General features: G+C 64.8%; 17 protein-coding genes. All 17 read left to right on the top strand.

The features are described from left to right. The first annotated feature begins 46 nt into the window (after positions 1-46). A complete protein-coding gene (locus H0X95_RS10345; RefSeq protein ID WP_006482735.1) occupies positions 47-1,246 on the top strand; it encodes an ABC transporter substrate-binding protein in 1,200 nt (399 codons plus the stop codon). A gap of 132 nt (positions 1,247-1,378) precedes the next feature. Further along, the gene (locus H0X95_RS10350) at positions 1,379-2,263 is read left to right on the top strand and encodes a branched-chain amino acid ABC transporter permease (RefSeq protein ID WP_058902033.1); all 885 of its coding nucleotides are present in this window, start codon (positions 1,379-1,381) and stop codon (positions 2,261-2,263) included. Beyond that, positions 2,263-3,240, top strand: a complete 978-nt coding sequence (locus H0X95_RS10355) for a branched-chain amino acid ABC transporter permease (protein ID WP_006482714.1) — start codon at positions 2,263-2,265, stop codon at positions 3,238-3,240. The genes H0X95_RS10350 and H0X95_RS10355 overlap by 1 nt, the downstream gene beginning before the upstream one ends. A 1,081-nt stretch (positions 3,241-4,321) precedes the next feature. Continuing rightward, a complete protein-coding gene (locus tag H0X95_RS10360; protein ID WP_006482734.1) occupies positions 4,322-5,479 on the top strand; it encodes an ABC transporter substrate-binding protein in 1,158 nt (385 codons plus the stop codon). 206 nt (positions 5,480-5,685) lie between these two features. Continuing rightward, the gene (locus H0X95_RS10365) at positions 5,686-6,741 is read left to right on the top strand and encodes a branched-chain amino acid ABC transporter permease (protein ID WP_006496318.1); all 1,056 of its coding nucleotides are present in this window, start codon (positions 5,686-5,688) and stop codon (positions 6,739-6,741) included. Positions 6,742-6,745: 4 nt separating this feature from the next. Further along, positions 6,746-8,530, top strand: a complete 1,785-nt coding sequence (locus H0X95_RS10370) for a branched-chain amino acid ABC transporter ATP-binding protein/permease (RefSeq protein WP_006491417.1) — start codon at positions 6,746-6,748, stop codon at positions 8,528-8,530. Beyond that, positions 8,530-9,285: an ABC transporter ATP-binding protein gene (locus H0X95_RS10375; RefSeq protein WP_059721127.1), complete on the top strand. Its 756-nt coding sequence runs from the start codon at positions 8,530-8,532 to the stop codon at positions 9,283-9,285. The genes H0X95_RS10370 and H0X95_RS10375 overlap by 1 nt, the downstream gene beginning before the upstream one ends. 538 nt (positions 9,286-9,823) lie before the next feature. After that, complete coding sequence (mnmG, locus tag H0X95_RS10380; RefSeq protein ID WP_006482726.1) at positions 9,824-11,794, top strand: tRNA uridine-5-carboxymethylaminomethyl(34) synthesis enzyme MnmG; 1,971 nt, start codon at positions 9,824-9,826, stop codon at positions 11,792-11,794. Further along, entirely contained in the window at positions 11,791-12,477 is a 687-nt protein-coding gene (rsmG, locus tag H0X95_RS10385) for a 16S rRNA (guanine(527)-N(7))-methyltransferase RsmG (protein WP_048988771.1), read from the top strand. Before mnmG ends, rsmG begins: the two co-directional genes overlap by 4 nt. 51 nt (positions 12,478-12,528) lie before the next feature. Then, a complete protein-coding gene (locus H0X95_RS10390) occupies positions 12,529-13,308 on the top strand; it encodes a ParA family protein (RefSeq protein WP_006482737.1) in 780 nt (259 codons plus the stop codon). A 31-nt stretch (positions 13,309-13,339) separates the two neighbouring features. Next, the gene (locus H0X95_RS10395; protein WP_006482728.1) at positions 13,340-14,233 is read left to right on the top strand and encodes a ParB/RepB/Spo0J family partition protein; all 894 of its coding nucleotides are present in this window, start codon (positions 13,340-13,342) and stop codon (positions 14,231-14,233) included. 10 nt (positions 14,234-14,243) lie between these two features. Beyond that, positions 14,244-15,374 (top strand): SLC13 family permease, encoded by a 1,131-nt coding sequence (locus H0X95_RS10400; protein WP_034201163.1) that lies wholly within the window; start codon positions 14,244-14,246, stop codon positions 15,372-15,374. Positions 15,375-15,942: 568 nt separating this feature from the next. Continuing rightward, positions 15,943-16,467, top strand: a complete 525-nt coding sequence (locus tag H0X95_RS10405; RefSeq protein WP_058902026.1) for an ATP synthase subunit I — start codon at positions 15,943-15,945, stop codon at positions 16,465-16,467. A 109-nt stretch (positions 16,468-16,576) separates the two neighbouring features. Next, a complete protein-coding gene (gene atpB, locus H0X95_RS10410) occupies positions 16,577-17,428 on the top strand; it encodes a F0F1 ATP synthase subunit A (protein WP_012492242.1) in 852 nt (283 codons plus the stop codon). 75 nt (positions 17,429-17,503) lie between these two features. After that, on the top strand, positions 17,504-17,773 hold the full coding sequence (atpE, locus tag H0X95_RS10415) for a F0F1 ATP synthase subunit C (RefSeq protein ID WP_006482730.1): 270 nt from the start codon (positions 17,504-17,506) through the stop codon (positions 17,771-17,773). Positions 17,774-17,902: 129 nt separating this feature from the next. Next, positions 17,903-18,373 carry a F0F1 ATP synthase subunit B gene (locus H0X95_RS10420; protein ID WP_006477283.1) on the top strand — a complete coding sequence of 157 codons (471 nt, stop codon included), beginning with the start codon at positions 17,903-17,905 and terminating at the stop codon, positions 18,371-18,373. A 2-nt stretch (positions 18,374-18,375) separates the two neighbouring features. Beyond that, positions 18,376-18,915 carry a F0F1 ATP synthase subunit delta gene (locus H0X95_RS10425; protein WP_006482713.1) on the top strand — a complete coding sequence of 180 codons (540 nt, stop codon included), beginning with the start codon at positions 18,376-18,378 and terminating at the stop codon, positions 18,913-18,915. Positions 18,916-18,941 lie beyond the last annotated feature (26 nt).

Consider the following 18,941-nt stretch of genomic DNA (forward strand, 5'->3'; position numbering starts at 1 on the left):
GCGGCCCTCGAACAACCACAACGCATCAGAACAACAGGAGACGTCAATGAAAATGAAGACCCTCGCACAGGCCTGTCTCGCGCTCGCGACCGCCGCGTTCACCGCCGGCGCCGCCCACGCGGCGGATACCGTGAAGATCGGCTTCATCACCGACATGTCGGGGCTTTACGCGGATATCGACGGGCAGGGCGGTCTCGAGGCGATCCGCATGGCGGTCGCGGACTTCGGCGGCAAGGTGCTCGGCAAGCCGATCGAGGTCGTCTATGCCGATCACCAGAACAAGGCCGACATCGCCGCATCGAAGGCGCGCGAATGGATGGACCGCGGCGGCCTCGACCTGCTGGTCGGCGGCACGAACTCGGCCACCGCGCTGTCGATGAACCAGGTCGCGGCCGAGAAGAAGAAGGTCTACATCAACATCGGCGCGGGCGCCGACACGCTGACCAACGAGCAGTGCACGCCGTACACGGTCCACTACGCGTACGACACGATGGCGCTCGCGAAGGGCACCGGGTCGGCGGTGGTGAAGCAGGGTGGCAAGAGCTGGTTCTTCCTGACGGCCGACTACGCGTTCGGCAAGGCGCTCGAGAAGAACACGTCGGACGTCGTGAAGGCGAACGGCGGGCAGGTGCTCGGCGCGGTGCGTCATCCGCTGTCCGCATCGGATTTCTCGTCGTTCCTGCTGCAGGCGCAATCGTCGAAGGCACAGATTCTCGGCCTCGCGAACGCGGGCGGCGACACGATCAACTCGATCAAGGCCGCGAAGGAATTCGGCATCACGAAGACGATGAAGCTCGCCGCGCTGCTGATGTTCATCGACGACGTGCACAGCCTCGGCCTCGAGACGACGCAGGGTCTCGTGCTGACCGACAGCTGGTACTGGAACCGCGACGCGGCGTCGCGCCAGTGGGCGCAGCGCTACTTCGGCAAGATGAAGAAGATGCCGTCGAGCCTGCAGGCGGCCGACTACTCGTCGGTGACGACGTACCTGAAGGCCGTGCAGGCCGCCGGGACGACCGACTCCGACAAGGTGATGGCCGAGCTGAAGAAGATCAAGATCAGCGACTTCTACGCGAAGGGCTACATCCGCCAGGACGGCAGCATGATCCACGACATGTACCTGATGGAAGTGAAGAAGCCGTCTGAATCGAAGGAGCCGTGGGACTACTACAAGGTGCTCGCGACGATTCCGGGCGAACAGGCGTTCGGCACCAAGCAGGAAACGCGCTGCGCGTTGTGGAAGTAAGCGCTGCGTAGCGGCGCGCGCGAGTCGCGCGCCGCGCGGCGGCGGCCGCAGCGACGTGCCTGCTGCGCCGCTCGCGCGCGCAACGGCCGTAAGGTTGCGCACGCAACGAAACTCATTCTGACGGCTAAGTCGATGGAAATCTTTGGCATTCCGTTGCCGGCGATGCTGAGCCAGTTGCTGCTCGGGCTCGTCAACGGCTCGTTCTACGCGATCCTGAGCCTCGGGCTCGCGGTGATCTTCGGGCTGCTCAACGTGATCAACTTCGCGCACGGCGCGCTGTTCATGCTGGGCGCGATGCTCGCGTGGATGGGCCTGTCGTATTTCGGGCTGCCGTACTGGGCGATGCTCGCGCTGGCGCCGCTGATTGTCGGCGCGTTCGGGATCGCGATCGAGCGCTCGATGCTGCGCTGGCTGTACAAGCTCGATCACCTGTACGGGCTGCTGCTCACGTTCGGCCTCACGCTGGTCGTCGAAGGCGTGTTCCGGTCGATCTACGGATCGTCGGGCCAGCCGTACGACGTGCCGTCGCAGCTGTCCGGCGCGACCAACCTCGGCTTCATGTTCCTGCCGAACTATCGCGCCTGGGTCGTCGTCGCGTCGCTCGCGGTGTGCCTCGCGACGTGGTTCGTGATCGAGAAGACGCGGCTCGGCGCGTACCTGCGCGCGGGCACCGAGAACCCGAAGCTCGTCGAGGCGTTCGGCGTGAACGTGCCGATGATGATCACGCTCACCTACGGCTTCGGCGTCGCGCTCGCCGCGTTCGCGGGCGTGCTGGCCGCGCCGGTGATCCAGGTGTCGCCGCTGATGGGCCAGCCGATGATCATCACCGTGTTCGCGGTGGTCGTGATCGGCGGGATGGGCTCGATCCTCGGCTCGATCGTCACGGGCCTGCTGCTCGGCGTGATCGAGGGCTTCACGCGCGTGTTCTATCCCGAAGCGTCGGCCACCGTCGTGTTCGTGATCATGGCGATCGTGCTGCTGTTCCGCCCGGCGGGCCTCTTCGGCAAGGAAAAATGATGCAGAGAAAAGTGCTCTACGGCGTGCTGCTCGCCGCACTGCTCGCCGCGCCGTTCATCGGCGCGTATCCGGTGTTCGTGATGAAGGTGCTCGCGTTCGCGCTGTTCGCGGCCGCGTTCAACCTGCTGATCGGCTATACGGGGCTGCTGTCGTTCGGCCATGCGATGTTCCTCGCGACGGCCGGCTATGCGACCGGCTACTCGATGCAGACGCTCGGTTTCACGCCGGAGCTCGGCGTGCTGGTCGGCACCGTCGCCGCGACGCTGCTCGGGCTCGTCGTCGGGCTGTTCGCGATTCGCCGGCAGGGCATCTACTTCGCGATGATCACGCTCGCGTTCGCGCAGATGGTCTACTTCATCTATCTGCAGGCGCCGTTCACGCACGGCGAGGACGGCCTGCAGGGCGTGCCGCGCGGCCGCCTGTTCGGGCTGCTCGACCTGTCGAACGACGTCGCGCTGTACTACGTCGTGCTGGTGGTGGTCGTGGCCGCGTGCGCGTTCATCGTGCGGGTCGTGCATTCGCCGTTCGGCCAGGTGCTCGTCGCCATCAAGGAGAACGAGGCGCGCGCGATCTCGCTCGGCTACGACACCGACCGCTTCAAGCTGCTCGCGTTCATCCTGTCGGCCGGGCTCGCGGGGCTGGCCGGCTCGCTGAAGGTGCTGGTGCTCGGCTTCGAGACGCTGTCGGACGCGTACTGGACGATGTCGGGCCTCGTCGTGCTGATGACGCTGGTCGGCGGAATGGGCACGCTGTTCGGGCCGCTGCTGGGCGCCGCGCTGATCGTGGCGCTGGAAGACCGGCTCGGCGACATCGGCGAATGGCTCGCGTCGACGACGGGCGTCGCGTGGTTCCATTCGCTCGGCGAATCGGCGACGATCGTCACCGGGCTGATCTTCATCGCGTGCGTGCTGGCATTCCGGCGCGGGATCGTCGGCGAGATGGTCGCGCGGGTCAAGCCGCTCAGGGCCTCGTCATGAGCATGCGGTGCGCGTTGCCGCGCGTTGATGCGAAGCACCATCCGGCACGCCCGGGAAGGGCGTCGCAGCAGGCTCCGGCCGGCGCCGCGCGGCAGGCTGGTGCCCCATTTTCGTGCGGCGATGCACCATAGGGGTAAATGCTAAGTTGTCGTGGTGCTTAAGCCTCTTTAAGATTCACCTTAGTTCTGATGCACCGCGAAACGAATTTGCAGGTGGAGAACGAGGAGACAATCGAGGCACAAAGTGCCCGGACCCCAAAGCGCTGTTGGACGGAATCCAACAGCGCTTTTTCATTTGCGTGCACGGATTCCTTCGATGGTGCATCGGCCCGCGTGACGGCCACTTCCCGCGTTTGCGTTCGCACCGCGTCTTTTCCGCGCTTCGCGCGTTCCCCGTTTTCCGTTTCCGGCGATTCGTTCGTAGACGCTGCGCAGTCCTGCACAGGCGCTTCGGGCTTACCCGGTTGGCGTGCGCGAAATGCGTCCGTTACACTCGGCTTTCGCCGACCGTGCGGTCGGGAAAATGGTCGGCAGTTCTCCTACAAGCACAATGCAGAAGAGGGAGTACGGTTGGATGAGCAGCGCAGCACGGTGGATCGGGGCAGGAGAGGCGGCAGGCGCCGTCCGTTCGTCATGGGGTGCGCGGTGGGTCATCGCGGCATTCCCGAGCCGTTCCGCGGCCCGTATGCGCGTTCCCGCGCCCTCGCGGGTCGTTGCGCTCGCATCGACATCCGCGTTTGCGTCCGTATTCGCATGAGCGGCCGGTTTTTCGATGTTTCACCCGTCGCGGGCCTGGCCGCAGCAGGCCGGTTCGAGCTGCGCGCCGATCATCGATGCAGCCGCAACGATCACTCGCGCGCTCGCGCATTTCTTCGCTTTCTTCATCCTGACGACACCCCCGCTGCGCATCGTGACGGTCGAACGATCGTTTGGGCCGGCATGCGGCGCGCGCCCGGCGTGTCACGGGAAAACGAGCATTGGCGGGGCAGGACGAGATAGTTAATTTATTAACTTGTTTTTGGGGACCGGGAGCCGCCCGAGTGACCCGTGGTTTTTTCGAGCAGCGTTTGGAGACAACGTAAATGAAGATGAATCGATGGATGGAGGCCCTGCTTGCCGCGGGCCTCGTGTGTGCGGCGGCTACGGCGTCGGCGCAGGTCAAGATCGGCGTGACGCTGTCGGCCACCGGCCCGGCCGCTTCGCTCGGGATTCCGGAAAAGAACACGATCGCGCTGCTGCCGAAGGAAATCGCGGGCAAGAGCGTGCAGTACATCGTGCTGGACGACGCCTCCGACACGAGCCGCGCGGTGCAGAACGTGCGCAAGCTGATCGACGAGGACCACGTCGACGCGATCATCGGCTCGTCGGTCACGCCGAACTCGCTCGCGATGCTCGACCCCGTGTCGCAGGGCAAGACGCCGACGATCTCGCTCGCGGCGAGCGCGCAGATCATCGCGCCGATGGACGCGAAGCGCGCGTGGATGTTCAAGGTGCCGCAGAACGACCAGCTGATGGCCGACGCGATCGCCGGTTACATGGCGAAGCACGGCGTGAAGACGGTCGGCTTCATCGGTTTCGCCGACGCGTACGGCGACAGCTGGTACAAGACGTTCGACGCGGCGGCCGCGAAGAACGGGCTGAAGCTCGTATCGAACGAGCGCTACAACCGGACCGACGCGTCGGTGATGGGGCAGGTGCTGAAGCTGCTGGGCTCGAACCCGGATGCGGTGCTGATCGCGGGCTCCGGCACGCCGGCGGCGCTGCCGGCCAAGACGCTGAAGGAGCGCGGCTACAAGGGCAAGGTGTACCAGACGCACGGTGTCGCCAACAACGATTTCCTGCGCGTGTGCGGCAAGGATTGCGAAGGCGAGATCCTGCCGGCCGGCCCCGTGCTCGTGACCGACCAGCTGCCCGATTCGAACCCGGTGAAGAAGCCGGCGCTCGGCTACAAGGCCGCGTACGAGAAGGCCTACGGCGCGGGTTCGCTGTCGACGTTCGGCGGTCATGCGTGGGATGCGGGCCTGCTGCTGCAGCGGGCGATCCCGGAAGCGCTGAAGAAGGGCCAGCCGGGCACCGAGGCGTTCCGCGAAGCACTGCGCGCGTCGCTCGAAAGCGTGAAGGATCTGCCCGTGTCGCACGGCGTGATCAACATGACGGCGACCGATCACAACGGCTTCGACACGCGTGCGCGCGTGATGGTGCAGATCGTCGACGGCAAGTGGAAGCTGCAGGCCGAGTAAGCGCAAGCATCACGTGAAACCGGCGTGCGCGGCGCGAACGGCGCCGCGTGTGCCGTCGGCAGGGTAGCGTGCCTGACGGCCGCACCCGTGTCGCCTGGAACCACCGGGGCCCGCCGCATGGCGCGCGACGTGCCGATCGCGTCGCGCGCATCCCGGCCGTTTCCGCCTTTCGTTTCTCCGCAGCCTTCTCTCGATACACGAAACGTATGGATCTCTCGATTGCGGCGATCCTCGCGCAAGACGGCATCACGACCGGCGCCATTTATGCATTGTTGTCGCTGGCGCTCGTCCTGGTGTTTTCCGTCACGCGGGTGATCTTCATTCCCCAGGGCGAGTTCGTCGCCTACGGTGCGCTGACGCTGGCCGCGTTGCAGGCGCAGAAATTCCCCGCCACCTGCTGGCTGCTGTTCGTGATGGGCATCGCGTGCTTCCTGCTCGAAGTCGGTGGCCTGATCCGGCATCGCGAACGCCGCCATCAGCTCGGCCGCACGCTCGCGACGCTCGCCAGCCGCTACATCCTGCTGCCGCTCGCGGTGTTCGCGATCACGCGCAGCTTTGCCGCGCAACCGATGCCGATGCTCGCGCAGATCGCACTGACGCTCGCGATCGTCGTGCCGATGGGGCCGTTCGTCTACCGGCTCGTGTACCAGCCGATCGCCGAAGGCACGACGCTGCTGCTGCTGATCGTGTCGGTCGCCGTCCATTTCGCGATGGTCGGTCTCGGCCTCGTGATGTTCGGCGCGGAAGGCTCGCGCACCAACGCGTTCTCGGACGCGTCGCTCGCGATCGGCAGCATGACGGTGTCGGTGCAGAGCATCCTCGTCGTCGTCACGGCGCTCGTGTTGATCGGTGCGCTCTACGTGTACTTCGGCCGCACGATCGCGGGCAAGGCGCTGCGCGCGACGTCGGTGAACCGGCTCGGGGCGCGGCTCGTCGGCATCGGCACCACCGAAGCGGGGCGGCTTGCATTCACGTTCGCGGCGGGGCTCGGCGTGCTGTCCGGGATCCTCGTCGGTCCGCTGACGACGATCTACTACGACTCGGGCTTCCTGATCGGCCTGAAGGGCTTCGTCGGCGCGATCATCGGCGGGCTCGTCAGCTATCCGCTCGCGGCCGCCGGCTCGCTGCTGGTCGGCGTGCTCGAATCCTATTCGTCGTTCTGGGCGAGCGCATACAAGGAGGTGATCGTGTTCACGCTGATCATTCCGGTGCTGCTGTGGCGGAGCTTCGTGACGCCGCATGCGGAAGAGGAAGAGGAGTGACGCGATGAAGACGATGGTACGCAACAAGACCTTCTGGGTGTTTCTCGTGGTGCTGTTCGCGCTGCCGGTGCTGCCCGGCGCGCTGCAGGTGCCCGAGTACTGGATCACGCTGCTGAACTACATCGGCCTGTATGCGATCGTCGCGATCGGGCTCGTGCTGCTGACGGGCGTCGGCGGGATGACGAGCTTCGGGCAGGCCGCGTTCGTCGGCATTGGCGCGTATGCGACCGCGTTCCTGACGACGCGGTACGGCGTGTCGCCGTGGCTCGCGCTGATCGTCGGCGTCGTGCTGACGGCGCTGGTCGCGCTCGTGCTGGGCGCCGTGACGATGCGGCTGTCCGGGCACTTCCTGCCGCTCGGCACGATCGCGTGGGGACTCGCGCTGTTCTACCTGTTCGGCAACCTCGAACTGCTCGGCAAGTACGACGGGATCAACGGGATTCCGGCGCTGAACCTGTTCGGCATCGAGCTCGAAAGCGGTCGCAGCCTGTATTTCCTGATCTGGGCCGTGGTGCTGGCCGCGATCGTGTCGGTGCAGAACCTGCTGAACAGCCGTCCGGGTCGCGCGATCCGCGCGCTGCGCGGCGGCGGCGTGATGGCCGAGGCGATGGGCGTGAACACCGCGTGGATGCGCGTCGTGATCTTCGTCTACGCGGCCGTGCTCGCTGCCGTATCGGGCTTTCTGTACGCGCATCTGCAGCGCGCGGTGAACCCGACTCCGTTCGGCCTGAACCACGGGATCGAATTCCTGTTCATGGCCGTGGTGGGCGGCGTGTCGCACGTGTGGGGCGCGGTGCTCGGCGCCGCGATCCTGACCGTGCTGCAGGACTATCTGCAGACACTGCTGCCGAAGCTGCTCGGTTCGGAAGGCAACTTCGAGATCATCGTGTTCGGCGTGCTGATGGTGCTGCTGCTGCAGTACGCGCGCCAGGGCGTATGGCCGTTCGTCGCGAAGCTGTTCCCGCGCGGGCCGCGCGCGCATGTGCCGGAGCAGGCCGACCCGCTGCCACAGCGCGCGAAGCCCGTGGCCGGCGAGCCGCTGCTCGTCGTCGACAACGCACGCAAGCAGTTCGGCGGGCTGGTGGCCGTCAACGACGTCAGCTTCGACGTGAAAGCGGGGCAGATCATCGGGCTGATCGGCCCGAACGGCGCAGGCAAGTCGACCACGTTCAACCTCGTGACCGGCGTGCTGAAGCCGACCGGCGGAGCGATCACGTTCCGTGGCGAACGCATCGACGGGCTGACGTCGCGTCAGATCGTCCGCCGCGGCATCGGCCGCACGTTCCAGCACGTGAAGCTGCTGCCGGCGATGACGGTGCTCGAGAACGTCGCGATCGGCGCCCATCTGCGTGGCCACACGGGCGTGTGGCGCAGCATCGCGCGGCTCAATGCGCACGAGGAAGCGCAGTTGCTGGCCGAAGCCGCGCGCCAGATCCGCCGCGTCGGGCTGGAAAAGCACATGTACGACGAAGCGGGCAGCCTCGCGCTCGGCCAGCAGCGGATCCTCGAAATCGCGCGGGCGCTGTGCTGCGATCCGACGTTGCTGCTGCTCGACGAGCCGGCCGCCGGGCTGCGTTACCAGGAGAAGCAGCAACTCGCCGACCTGCTGCGGCGGCTGAAGGCCGAAGGGATGAGTGTGTTGCTCGTGGAACACGACATGGATTTCGTGATGAACCTCACCGACCGGCTGGTGGTAATGGAATTCGGCACGCGGATCGCGGAAGGGCTGCCGCAGGATGTGCAGCAGGACCCGGCCGTACTCGAAGCGTATCTGGGCGGGGTGGAGTGATGGCGGACACGACGATGCCGATTCTTGAAGTACGCGGATTGGCGGTGCGGTACGGAAAGGTGGAGGCGCTGCACGGCGCGGCCATCAAGGTCGGGGCGGGACAGATCGTCAGCGTGATCGGCCCGAACGGCGCCGGTAAGTCGACGCTGCTGAACGCGATCATGGGGGCGCTGCCGGTAACGGGGCACGCGTCCGGCGCGGTCGTGTATCGCGGCCACGACGTCGGCGCATTGCCCGTCGAGCAGCGCGTCGCACGCGGGATGTGCCTCGTACCGGAGAAACGCGAGCTGTTCAGCACGATGACGGTCGAGGACAACCTCGTATTGGGCGCATATCGGCGCAAGCAGGCGGGAGAAGCGAACTTCCTCGATCAGCTCGATCACGTGTTCGCGCTGTTCCCGCGGCTGAAGGAGCGGCGCCGGCAGGCGGCCGGCACGCTGTCCGGTGGCGAGCGGCAGATGCTGGCGGTCGGCCGTGCGCTGATGGGCAAACCCGATCTGCTGATGCTCGACGAGCCGAGCCTCGGGCTGGCGCCGCTGATCGTGAAAGAGATCTTTCATATCATCAGCGCGTTGCGCGGCACCGGCGTGGCGACGCTGCTGATCGAGCAGAACGCACGGGCGGCGCTGCAGATCTCCGATTACGGTTATGTGCTGGAGACGGGCGAGTTTGCGCTGGAAGGGCCGGCGGCCGAACTCGCGCAGAATCCGCGTGTGATCGAAACGTACCTCGGGCTGGCGAAGAAGACGGCTTGATTGTCGGCTCGGTGGGCAGGAAACGGGCGGCGTGTTTCACGTGAAACACGCCGTTTTTGTTTTGAAGCTGGGCCGGGTTTCGATGCGTCGACGATTCTGGCCCGGCGGATAAGTCGCGCCGGAATAGTGGGAAGCTCTGTGCGGTGCTGCGCTCACTTGTTCCACAGGCCGATGATGCGGCGCGCTTCGGTGGATAAGCACGGGGACGGCCGACAGAAATACTGTGTGGTGATGGGCACAGGATTCGGGTCTGGCGTGTTGCGCTGGTCCACAGGCATTGGCCAGTTAACGAGTTCCACACATGCTGACGCGACTATCAACCAGAGCTTTTGCACAGGCACGACGATGTGCGTTGAATCGCTCGTAGGCATCGCCGAAGTACGCCTACCAAGGCATTTCACCGGTCCTCAGCCAAAAATCGCCGAAATGCACAGACCCTACCATTCGGACGGCCTTCGGGTGAAAAGCGAACCCGCTATAATTCGGCCCATACATTTCTCTGATAGGTTCGTGCGCAGCTCTGCGTACGGAATCCACCATGCTTTTTCCCACAGAATTTGACGTCATCGTCGTCGGTGGCGGTCATGCCGGCACGGAAGCCGCGCTGGCGTCCGCCCGCATGGGCGCAAAGACACTGCTGCTGACCCACAACATCGAAACGCTTGGGCAGATGAGCTGCAATCCGTCGATCGGCGGCATTGGCAAGGGCCATCTGGTCAAGGAAGTCGACGCACTGGGCGGCGCAATGGCTGCCGCGACGGATGAAAGCGGTATTCAGTTCCGGATCCTCAATTCATCGAAGGGCCCGGCCGTACGCGCGACCCGCGCACAGGCGGATCGCATCCTGTACAAGGCCGCAATCCGCCATCGGCTCGAAAATCAGCCGAACCTATGGCTGTTCCAACAGGCCGTCGACGACCTGATGGTCGAAGGCGACCGCGTGGTCGGCGCCGTCACGCAGATCGGCATCCGCTTTCGCGCGCGCGCGGTCGTGCTGACGGCCGGTACGTTCCTCGACGGCAAGATCCACGTCGGCCTGAACAACTACACGGGCGGCCGCGCGGGTGATCCGGCGGCCGTGTCGCTGTCGTCGCGCCTGAAGGAGCTGAAGCTGCCGCAGGGCCGCCTGAAGACCGGTACGCCGCCGCGTATCGACGGGCGCACGATCGACTTCTCGAAGCTCGACGAGCAGCCGGGCGACCTCGATCCGATCCCCGTGTTCTCGTTCCTGGGCCGCGCGGAGCAGCATCCGCAGCAGCTGCCGTGCTGGGTCACGCATACGAACGAGCGCACGCACGACATCATTCGCGGCGGTCTCGACCGTTCGCCTATGTATACAGGCGTGATCGAAGGTGTCGGGCCGCGCTATTGCCCGTCGATCGAGGACAAGATCCACCGGTTTGCATCGAAGGAATCGCACCAGATCTTCCTGGAACCGGAAGGGCTGACGACCAACGAGTTCTACCCGAACGGGATCTCGACGAGCCTGCCGTTCGATGTCCAGCTCGAGCTCGTGCATTCGATGCGCGGCCTCGAGAACGCGCACATCCTGCGTCCCGGCTACGCGATCGAGTATGACTACTTCGACCCGCGCGCGCTGAAGGCGTCGCTCGAGACGAAGGCGATCAACGGGCTGTTTTTTGCGGGCCAGATCAACGGCACGACCGGCTACGAAGAGGCGGCCGCGCAGGGTCTGCTGGCCGGCCTCAATGCAGGCCGTTACGTGCAGGAGAAGGAGGCATGGTGCCCGCGGCGCGACCAGGCCTATCTGGGCGTGCTGGTCGACGATCTCGTTACGCGCGGTGTGGCCGAGCCGTACCGGATGTTCACGAGTCGCGCCGAGTATCGCCTGAGCCTGCGCGAAGATAATGCCGACATGCGCTTGACCGAAATCGGCCGCGAACTGGGGCTGGTCGACGACGCGCGCTGGGACGCCTTCAGCCGGAAACGCGACGCTGTTTCACGTGAAACCGAACGCCTGAAGTCGACCTGGGTCACGCCGAAGACGCTGCCGGCAGAAGAGGCGACCGCGTTGCTCGGCAAGGCGATCGATCACGAATACAGCCTCGCCGAGCTGCTGCGCCGCCCGGGTGTGAGCTACGACGGCGTATGCGGACTGAAGGGCGGCGAGTGCGGCCCCGCGGAGCCGCTGACGGACGATCCGGTGCTGCTCGAACAGATCAAGGAACAGGTCGAGATCGGCATCAAGTATCAGGGCTATATCGAGCGCCAGGCGTCCGAAATCGAGCGCAACGATGCGAACGAGAACACGCGCCTGCCGGACGGTATCGATTACCGTGAAGTCCGCGGCCTGTCGTTCGAGGTGAGCCAGAAGCTCAACGAGTTCCGGCCGGAAACGATCGGGCAAGCGTCGCGTATCTCGGGCGTCACGCCGGCGGCCATCTCGCTGCTGATGGTGCACCTGAAGCGGCGCGGCCTGGGCCGCCGCAACGGCACGGCCGCAGAGGCCGCGGAGCAGGGGGGCGGTACCGTCCCGACGCAACAATGACGGCGCGTCGCGCGCCGGCGGTTAATCGGGACGTACTGGAACAGATGCTCGTCGAAGGCACGGCGGCGCTCGACCTCACGCTGACGGATGCGCAACGCAACCAGCTGCTCGACTACGTCGCGCTGCTCGGCAAGTGGAACGCGGTCTACAACCTGACCGCGATCCGCGACCCGAAGCAGATGCTGATCCAGCACATCCTCGATTCGCTTTCCATCGTCCCGCATCTGCGTGGTCGTACGTCGGCGCGCGTGCTCGACGTCGGCTCGGGCGGCGGGCTGCCCGGTATCGTGCTGGCGATCGTCGAGCCGGGCTGGCAGGTCACGCTGAACGATATCGTGCAGAAGAAGTCTGCCTTCCAGACGCAGATGCGCGCGGAGCTGAAGCTGGCGAACCTGTCGGTGGTCACCGGGCGGGTCGAATCGCTGCAGCCGGGTGTCGAAGTGCCGGAAAAATTCGACATGATCGTATCCCGCGCTTTCGCGGATCTATCCGACTTCGTTAAACTTGCTCGACATCTGGTCGCGCCGGGTGGTTCGATCTGGGCGATGAAGGGCGTTCACCCGGACGACGAGATTGCGCGGTTGCCGGAAGGCAGCCACGTCAAGCAGACGATCCGGCTGGCGGTGCCGATGCTCGATGCGGAGCGGCATCTGTTCGAAGTGGCCGTCGACGACGCGAATTGAAGGCGCGCGGTAGCGCGCCGTTTGTTTGAAGGTAAAGGGAACACACCAACGATGGCAAAGATCTTCTGCGTTGCGAACCAGAAGGGGGGCGTCGGCAAGACGACGACATCGGTCAATCTCGCCGCAAGCCTTGCAGCGCAGGAGCAACGAGTCCTGTTGATCGATCTCGACCCGCAGGGCAACGCGACGATGGGCAGCGGGATCGACAAGGCCGCCTGCGAAGCGACCGTGTACGAAGTGCTGGTCGATGGCGTGTCGGTGACCGACGCGCGCGTGCGTCCGGAAGGCGTCACCTACGACGTGCTTCCCGCGAACCGCGAGCTGTCCGGCGCCGAGATCGAGCTGATCAGCATCGACAATCGCGAGCGCCGGCTGAAGGCCGCGCTCGAGCGCGTGGCCGACGACTACGATTTCGTGCTGATCGATTGCCCGCCGACGCTGTCGCTGCTGACGCTGAACGGCCTGTGCGCGGCGCACGGCGTCGTGATCCCGATGCAGTGCGAGTACTTCGCGCTGGAAGGGCTGTCGGACCTCGTCAATACGATCAAGCAGGTCCACGCGAACATGAATCGCGACCTGAAGATCATCGGCCTGCTGCGCGTGATGTTCGATCCGCGCATCACGCTGCAGCAGCAAGTCTCCGATCAACTGAAAGCGCACTTCGGCGACAAGGTGTTCGACGCGGTGATTCCGCGCAACGTGCGTCTGGCGGAAGCGCCGAGTTACGGGTTGCCGGGCGTCGTGTTCGATCGCAGCTCGCGCGGTGCGCAGGCGTATATCCAGTTCGGTGCCGAGATGATCGAACGCGTGCGCGCGTTCGAGGTGTCGTGATCCGGACATGAGCGAAGCGAGGAAGAAAGACATGAACGCGGTACCAAAGAAGAAGGGCTTGGGACGTGGCCTCGAAGCGCTGCTCGGCGGCAGTGCCGATATCACCGAAGCGGTGAAGATCGAAGGCGCACCGAACACGCTCGCGCTCGGCAAGCTGCAAGCCGGCAAGTACCAGCCGCGTACGCGGATGGACGAAGGCAGCCTGCAGGAGCTCGCGGCCAGCATTCGCGCGCAGGGCGTGATGCAGCCGATCCTGGTACGGCCCATTTCGTCAGACAAATACGAGATCATCGCGGGCGAGCGGCGTTTCCGCGCGGCGCGCCTGGCCGGCCTCGATGAAGTGCCGGTGCTCGTGAAAGACGTATCCGATCAGGCCGCCGCCGCGATGGCGCTGATCGAGAACATTCAGCGCGAGGACCTGAATCCGCTCGAAGAGGCGCACGGCATCCAGCGCCTGCTCGACGAGTTCGGTTTCACGCACGAACAGGCTGCCGAATCGGTCGGCCGTTCGCGCAGCGCGGTGTCGAACCTGCTGCGCCTGCTGAACCTCGCGTCACCCGTGCAGACGATGCTGCTGGCCGGCGATCTCGACATGGGGCACGCACGCGCGCTGCTCGCGGTCGACGCGGCCACGCAGATCACGCTCGCGCATCAGGTCGTCAACAAGCGCATGTCGGTGCGCGAGACCGAGAAGCTCGTCGCACATACGACGAAGGAAGCGCCGGCCGTGAAGGCGCGTGCGAAGGACGACGGCGGCCGCGATACACGTCGTCTCGAAGAGGAGTTGTCAGACCTGCTCGCGTCGACGGTGAAGATCAAGCTGGGCCGCCGCGGGCGCGGGCAGGTGTTGATCGACTTCGGCAACCTCGACGCGCTCGAGGGCATTCTCGCGCGCCTGCGCGGCAACGTCGCGACCGAAGAGTAACGGGCAACCCATGGAGCAAACGGGCGCACCGGCGCCGCGCCGGTGGCTCGGCTGGCTCGCGCAGGAACCGGTACTGTCGGTGCTGGCGCTTGGCCTGATCGTGCTGCAATGGGTGCGTCCGCAACCATTTTCGGTACTGGCCGACCGCGTCGACTGGCAGACGGTCGCGACGCTCGCGGGCCTGCTGATGCTGACCAAGGCGCTCGAGTTGTCCGGCTGCCTGATGTGGCTCGCGCATCGCATCGTGCATCACGTGCATTCCGAGCGAGGGCTCGCGATGCTGCTTGTCGGCTTCGCCGCCGTGCTGTCGATGTGGCTCACCAACGACGTCGCGCTGTTCGTCGTCGTACCGTTGATGGTGTCGCTGCGCGCGCTGACACCGCTGCCGTTCCGGCGGCTCGTGATCGTCGTCGCGCTGGCCGTCAACGCCGGGTCCGTCGCGACCCCGCTCGGCAATCCCCAGAATCTGTTCCTGTGGCAATTGAGCGGCGTGTCGTTCGGCCGTTTCGTGGTCACGCTCGGGCCGCTCGCGCTCGCGCTGATGGCGCTGCTGCTCGTGCTGACCGCATTGATGTTTCGCGCGAAGCCGCTCGACCTGTCCGGCGACGCCGCGTCCTTTCCCGTCCAACGCATGCACGCGTTGATCGCGGCGGTGCTGTTCGCCGCGTTCGTGCTGCTCGCCGATGCGCACCATCCGCTGCCCGGCCTCGTCGGTGTCGCGATCGTGCTGCTCGCCGTCAAACGTGACGCAGTCCTGAAGATCGACTGGCTGCTGCTGCTGATCTTCGTGCTGATGTTCGTCGTGTTGCGCAGCGCGGCTGCGCTGCCCGTCGTGCACGATGCGGTCGCGCATGCGCAACTCGATTCGCCGCTGCGCGTCTACGCCGCCGGCGCGGCGCTGTCGCAGGTGATCAGCAACGTGCCGGCCGCGATTCTGCTGTCGGAGTTCACGCACGACTGGCGCGCGCTGGCATTCGGCGTATCGGTCGGCGGCTTCGGTTTCGCGATCGGCTCGCTCGCGAACCTGATCGCGGTGCGTCTCGCGAAGGAGCCGCGCATGTGGCTGCCGTTCCACCTCGTTTCGATTCCGTTCGCGCTGGTGAGCGCGGCGCTCGGCGCGTGGTTGCTCATGCACGGTTGAGCGAGGCCGATGCGCGCCGCACAGGTGTGCCGTTCGGGCGGCGGACGGGGCGCACAGCGTCCGCAGTGATCAAGGATTGTTGATAAGTGCTGCGGCCCACAGTCGAACTTCTGTGGCGGCGCGACAACTGATTGGACGAATCGATGCGCGAGCAACCGGTCGAGTTTCTCGCGCCGGCGCGATGGCTTGATTGCGGCGTCTTGCGTGTTCCGGCGTGTCGCGCCGAGTCGTTCCCGACGACTCCATGGCAGCGGATGCCTGGCGGCGATCGCGCCGCTTCCTGCTGGCCCGCAGCGGGCGTCGTTTCCCCGTCATTTCCGCCGTCACCGGACTTTTTCGCACAAGAAATACCGGTGCAAAAAACCGACCTTACAACTGTCATCGTACGTCGTCGAATCGGGTGTTTTTTCACATCATGAGGCGTCGTTTTATGCAGGTTTTTGTCGCGTCTAAAGCCTTGAATCACTTGCAACTATCGCTTACAATCGCCCGGATTTGTTAGCTAGGCACCCCTGAAAGCTTTCAGAAAGCTTGGGGCCGGGTTCAAGGATTTCAGCGGAAGATTGCGATGGCGGGTCAGGCGCCGGACGACAGGCACGATGATCAGCGCACGCAACGCACCGCTTCGGCGGCCGGCGCGCAGCGTGAATCCGACGATGACTGGGATGTCGAGCAGCAAGATAACAACATCGTTCCGCTTACACGGGCAGAGGCCGAAAGGCTGTTCGGTCCGAACGTGAGCAAGCCCTCGCGCGTGACCCCCTACAAGGTGGTGTTCGCGCAAGTGGTCCTGTCCCTGGTTGCAACGCTGGCGTGGTGGCTGTTTTCGAAGTCGCCGGGCGCCGCTGCGCAATCCGCGTTTCTGGGCGGAGCGATCGGCTGGGTGCCCAGTGCGGTATTCGTGGCACGACTGAAGGCAGGTGGCTCGGCCACCGTGATGAGCTGGGTGATGGGCGAAGCCCTGAAGCTGGCTCTGACGATCGGGATGTTCACCGCGGTGGCGTTCGGCTGGGCCGGCGTGCACTGGGTGCCGTTCCTCGTCACGTACCTCGTCGTGCTGAAGACGTACTGGATCGCGCTGGCCTGGCGGTAAGGAACAAGCAGCGTGCGGTTTCGACAACGAACCGCACCGGCCCGTTCCCGCAATAGCGTGTTGCGGAACGGGCAAAACGATTTTCGACAATTTGGGTGGCATTAACGATATGGCAGCTAGCGAAGGCACGCGCGGTCCGGATCCGTCCGAGTACATTGCGCACCACTTGCAGAATTTCTCCACCTCGCATCAGACGTCGATTTTCGACATTCACGTCTGGAATCTCGACACGCTGTTCTGGTCGATCGTATGCGGCATCGTGACGATCGTCCTGCTGCGTCTGGCCGCCCGCAAGGCGACGTCGGGCGTGCCGGGCCGTTTCCAGTGCGCGATCGAGATGCTCGTCGAAATGGTCGAAGACCAGTCGAAGGCCATCGTCCACGGCAATCGCACCTTCATCGCGCCGCTCGCCCTCACGGTGTTCGTGTGGGTTGCGCTGATGAACTCCCTCGACTTCCTCCCGGTCGACCTGCCGGGCCGCGTGATCGGCCTGCTCGGTCTGTCGGACGTGATTTCCCACCATCGCATCGTCCCGACGGCCGACCTGAACGGCACGCTCGGCATCGCGCTCGGCGTGTTCGTCCTGATGATCTACTACAGCATCAAGATCAAGGGCGCGGGCGGCTTCGTGCACGAGCTGCTGTCGGCACCGTTCGGCGCGCACCCGCTGCTGTGGATCCCGAACCTCGCGCTCAACATTGTCGAATATCTCGCGAAGACCGTCTCGCTCGGTATGCGGCTGTTCGGCAACATGTACGCGGGTGAGCTGTTGTTCCTGTTGATCGCCCTGCTCGGCAGCATGTGGAGCTTCGGTGGCGACGCAACGTTCCTCGGCTTCGTTGGTCATGTGATCGCGGGTAGCGTCTGGGCAATCTTCCACATCCTGATTGTTCTGTTGCAGGCATTCATTTTCATGATGCTGACGCTGGTGTATCTCGGCCAGGCGCACGACAAGCACTAAGCGCGGCGTGCAAGAAAGAGTTTCCGTTTTAGTTTTTTAAATCCCAGTTCCAAGTCTTTTCACAAAGGAGTGATCATGCAAGCTTACATCGCCAACATCCAGGGTCTGACCGCCATCGGTATCGGCATCATCATCGGCCTGGGTGCAATCGGCGCCTGTATCGGTATCGCGCTGATGGGTGGCAAGTACATCGAAGCCTGCGCACGTCAGCCGGAACTCATCAACCCGCTGCAAACGAAGATGTTCCTGCTGGCTGGTCTGATCGACGCTGCATTCCTGATCGGCGTTGGTGTCGCAATGCTGTTCGCGTTCGCGAACCCGCTCCTGTCGAAGCTCGCAGGCTAAGGTTCCTCGGAAATATGCGTCCGGCGTGAGCCGGCGCAGGGCGGAACGGAGACTTGGGGCGCTGATCGAATGCAACTCGATGAGCGCCTTACCGTTTCATTTTTCCGGAATAGCAGATAAGGAAACACCGTGAATCTCAACGCAACTCTGTTTGCGCAAATGGTCGTGTTCCTGGTCCTCGCGTGGTTCACGATGAAATTCGTGTGGCCGCCGTTGATCAACGCCCTCGACGAACGTTCGAAGAAGATCGCCGACGGCCTCGCCGCCGCGGAGAAGGGCAAGGCGGAACTCGACGCAGCGCACAAGCGCGTGGACCAGGAACTCGCGCAGGCCCGCAACGACGGCCAGCAGCGCATCGCCGACGCTGAAAAGCGTGCCCAGGCGGTCGCCGAGGAAATCAAGGCCAACGCCCAGGCTGAAGCCGCCCGCATCGTCGCCCAGGCGAAGGCGGAAGCAGAACAGCAAATCGTGAAGGCGCGCGAAGCGCTGCGTGGCGAAGTCGCCGCGCTGGCCGTGAAGGGCGCCGAGCAGATCCTGAAGCGCGAAGTCGATCAAACGGCCCACGCCCAACTGCTGAATCAACTGAAAGCCGAGCTCTGATCATGGCCGAACTTGCAACCATCGCCCGCCCTTACGCAGAAGCGCTGTTCCGCGTGGCCGAGGGCGGTGACATCGCCGCCTGGTCCACGCTCGTGCAAGAGCTGGCCCAGGTTGCGCGTCTGCCGGAAGTGCTGTCGGTCGCGTCGAGCCCGAAGGTGACGCGCACGCAAGTAGCCGAGTTGCTGCTTGCTGCGGCCAAGTCGCCGCTCGCGGCCGGCGCCGAAGCGAAGAACTTCGTGCAGATGCTGGTCGACAATCATCGCATCGCGCTGCTGCCGGAAATTGCCGAGCAGTTCGAGGCGCTCAAGAACGAACGTGAAGGCGCAGCCGACGCCGAGATCGTGAGCGCGTTCCCGCTGAACGGCGCGGATCTCGACAGTCTCGTCTCGGGCCTCGAACGCAAGTTCAAGCGCAAGCTGAAACCGACGGTCGAAGTCGATTCGTCGCTGATCGGCGGCGTGCGCGTGACGGTCGGCGACGAAGTGCTCGACACCTCGGTTCGCGCGCGCCTCGCATCGATGCAGGCTGCCTTGACCGCCTGAGCGCCACGCCGGCACGCAACAGAATT

The organism is Burkholderia sp. 9779_493, assembly GCF_015712215.1.
Lineage (GTDB): Bacteria > Pseudomonadota > Gammaproteobacteria > Burkholderiales > Burkholderiaceae > Burkholderia > Burkholderia cenocepacia.

Excerpts from the sequence above, each read along its gene's own strand:
- H0X95_RS10345 (WP_006482735.1), top strand. The coding sequence starts at position 47 with ATGAAAATGAAGACCCTCGCACAGGCCTGTCTCGCGCTCGCGACCGCC.
- H0X95_RS10350 (WP_058902033.1), top strand. The coding sequence starts at position 1,379 with ATGGAAATCTTTGGCATTCCGTTGCCGGCGATGCTGAGCCAGTTGCTG.
- H0X95_RS10355 (WP_006482714.1), top strand. The coding sequence starts at position 2,263 with ATGCAGAGAAAAGTGCTCTACGGCGTGCTGCTCGCCGCACTGCTCGCC.
- H0X95_RS10360 (WP_006482734.1), top strand. The coding sequence starts at position 4,322 with ATGAAGATGAATCGATGGATGGAGGCCCTGCTTGCCGCGGGCCTCGTG.
- H0X95_RS10365 (WP_006496318.1), top strand. The coding sequence starts at position 5,686 with ATGGATCTCTCGATTGCGGCGATCCTCGCGCAAGACGGCATCACGACC.
- H0X95_RS10370 (WP_006491417.1), top strand. The coding sequence starts at position 6,746 with ATGAAGACGATGGTACGCAACAAGACCTTCTGGGTGTTTCTCGTGGTG.
- H0X95_RS10375 (WP_059721127.1), top strand. The coding sequence starts at position 8,530 with ATGGCGGACACGACGATGCCGATTCTTGAAGTACGCGGATTGGCGGTG.
- mnmG (WP_006482726.1), top strand. The coding sequence starts at position 9,824 with ATGCTTTTTCCCACAGAATTTGACGTCATCGTCGTCGGTGGCGGTCAT.
- rsmG (WP_048988771.1), top strand. The coding sequence starts at position 11,791 with ATGACGGCGCGTCGCGCGCCGGCGGTTAATCGGGACGTACTGGAACAG.
- H0X95_RS10390 (WP_006482737.1), top strand. The coding sequence starts at position 12,529 with ATGGCAAAGATCTTCTGCGTTGCGAACCAGAAGGGGGGCGTCGGCAAG.
- H0X95_RS10395 (WP_006482728.1), top strand. The coding sequence starts at position 13,340 with ATGAACGCGGTACCAAAGAAGAAGGGCTTGGGACGTGGCCTCGAAGCG.
- H0X95_RS10400 (WP_034201163.1), top strand. The coding sequence starts at position 14,244 with ATGGAGCAAACGGGCGCACCGGCGCCGCGCCGGTGGCTCGGCTGGCTC.
- H0X95_RS10405 (WP_058902026.1), top strand. The coding sequence starts at position 15,943 with ATGGCGGGTCAGGCGCCGGACGACAGGCACGATGATCAGCGCACGCAA.
- atpB (WP_012492242.1), top strand. The coding sequence starts at position 16,577 with ATGGCAGCTAGCGAAGGCACGCGCGGTCCGGATCCGTCCGAGTACATT.
- atpE (WP_006482730.1), top strand. The coding sequence starts at position 17,504 with ATGCAAGCTTACATCGCCAACATCCAGGGTCTGACCGCCATCGGTATC.
- H0X95_RS10425 (WP_006482713.1), top strand. The coding sequence starts at position 18,376 with ATGGCCGAACTTGCAACCATCGCCCGCCCTTACGCAGAAGCGCTGTTC.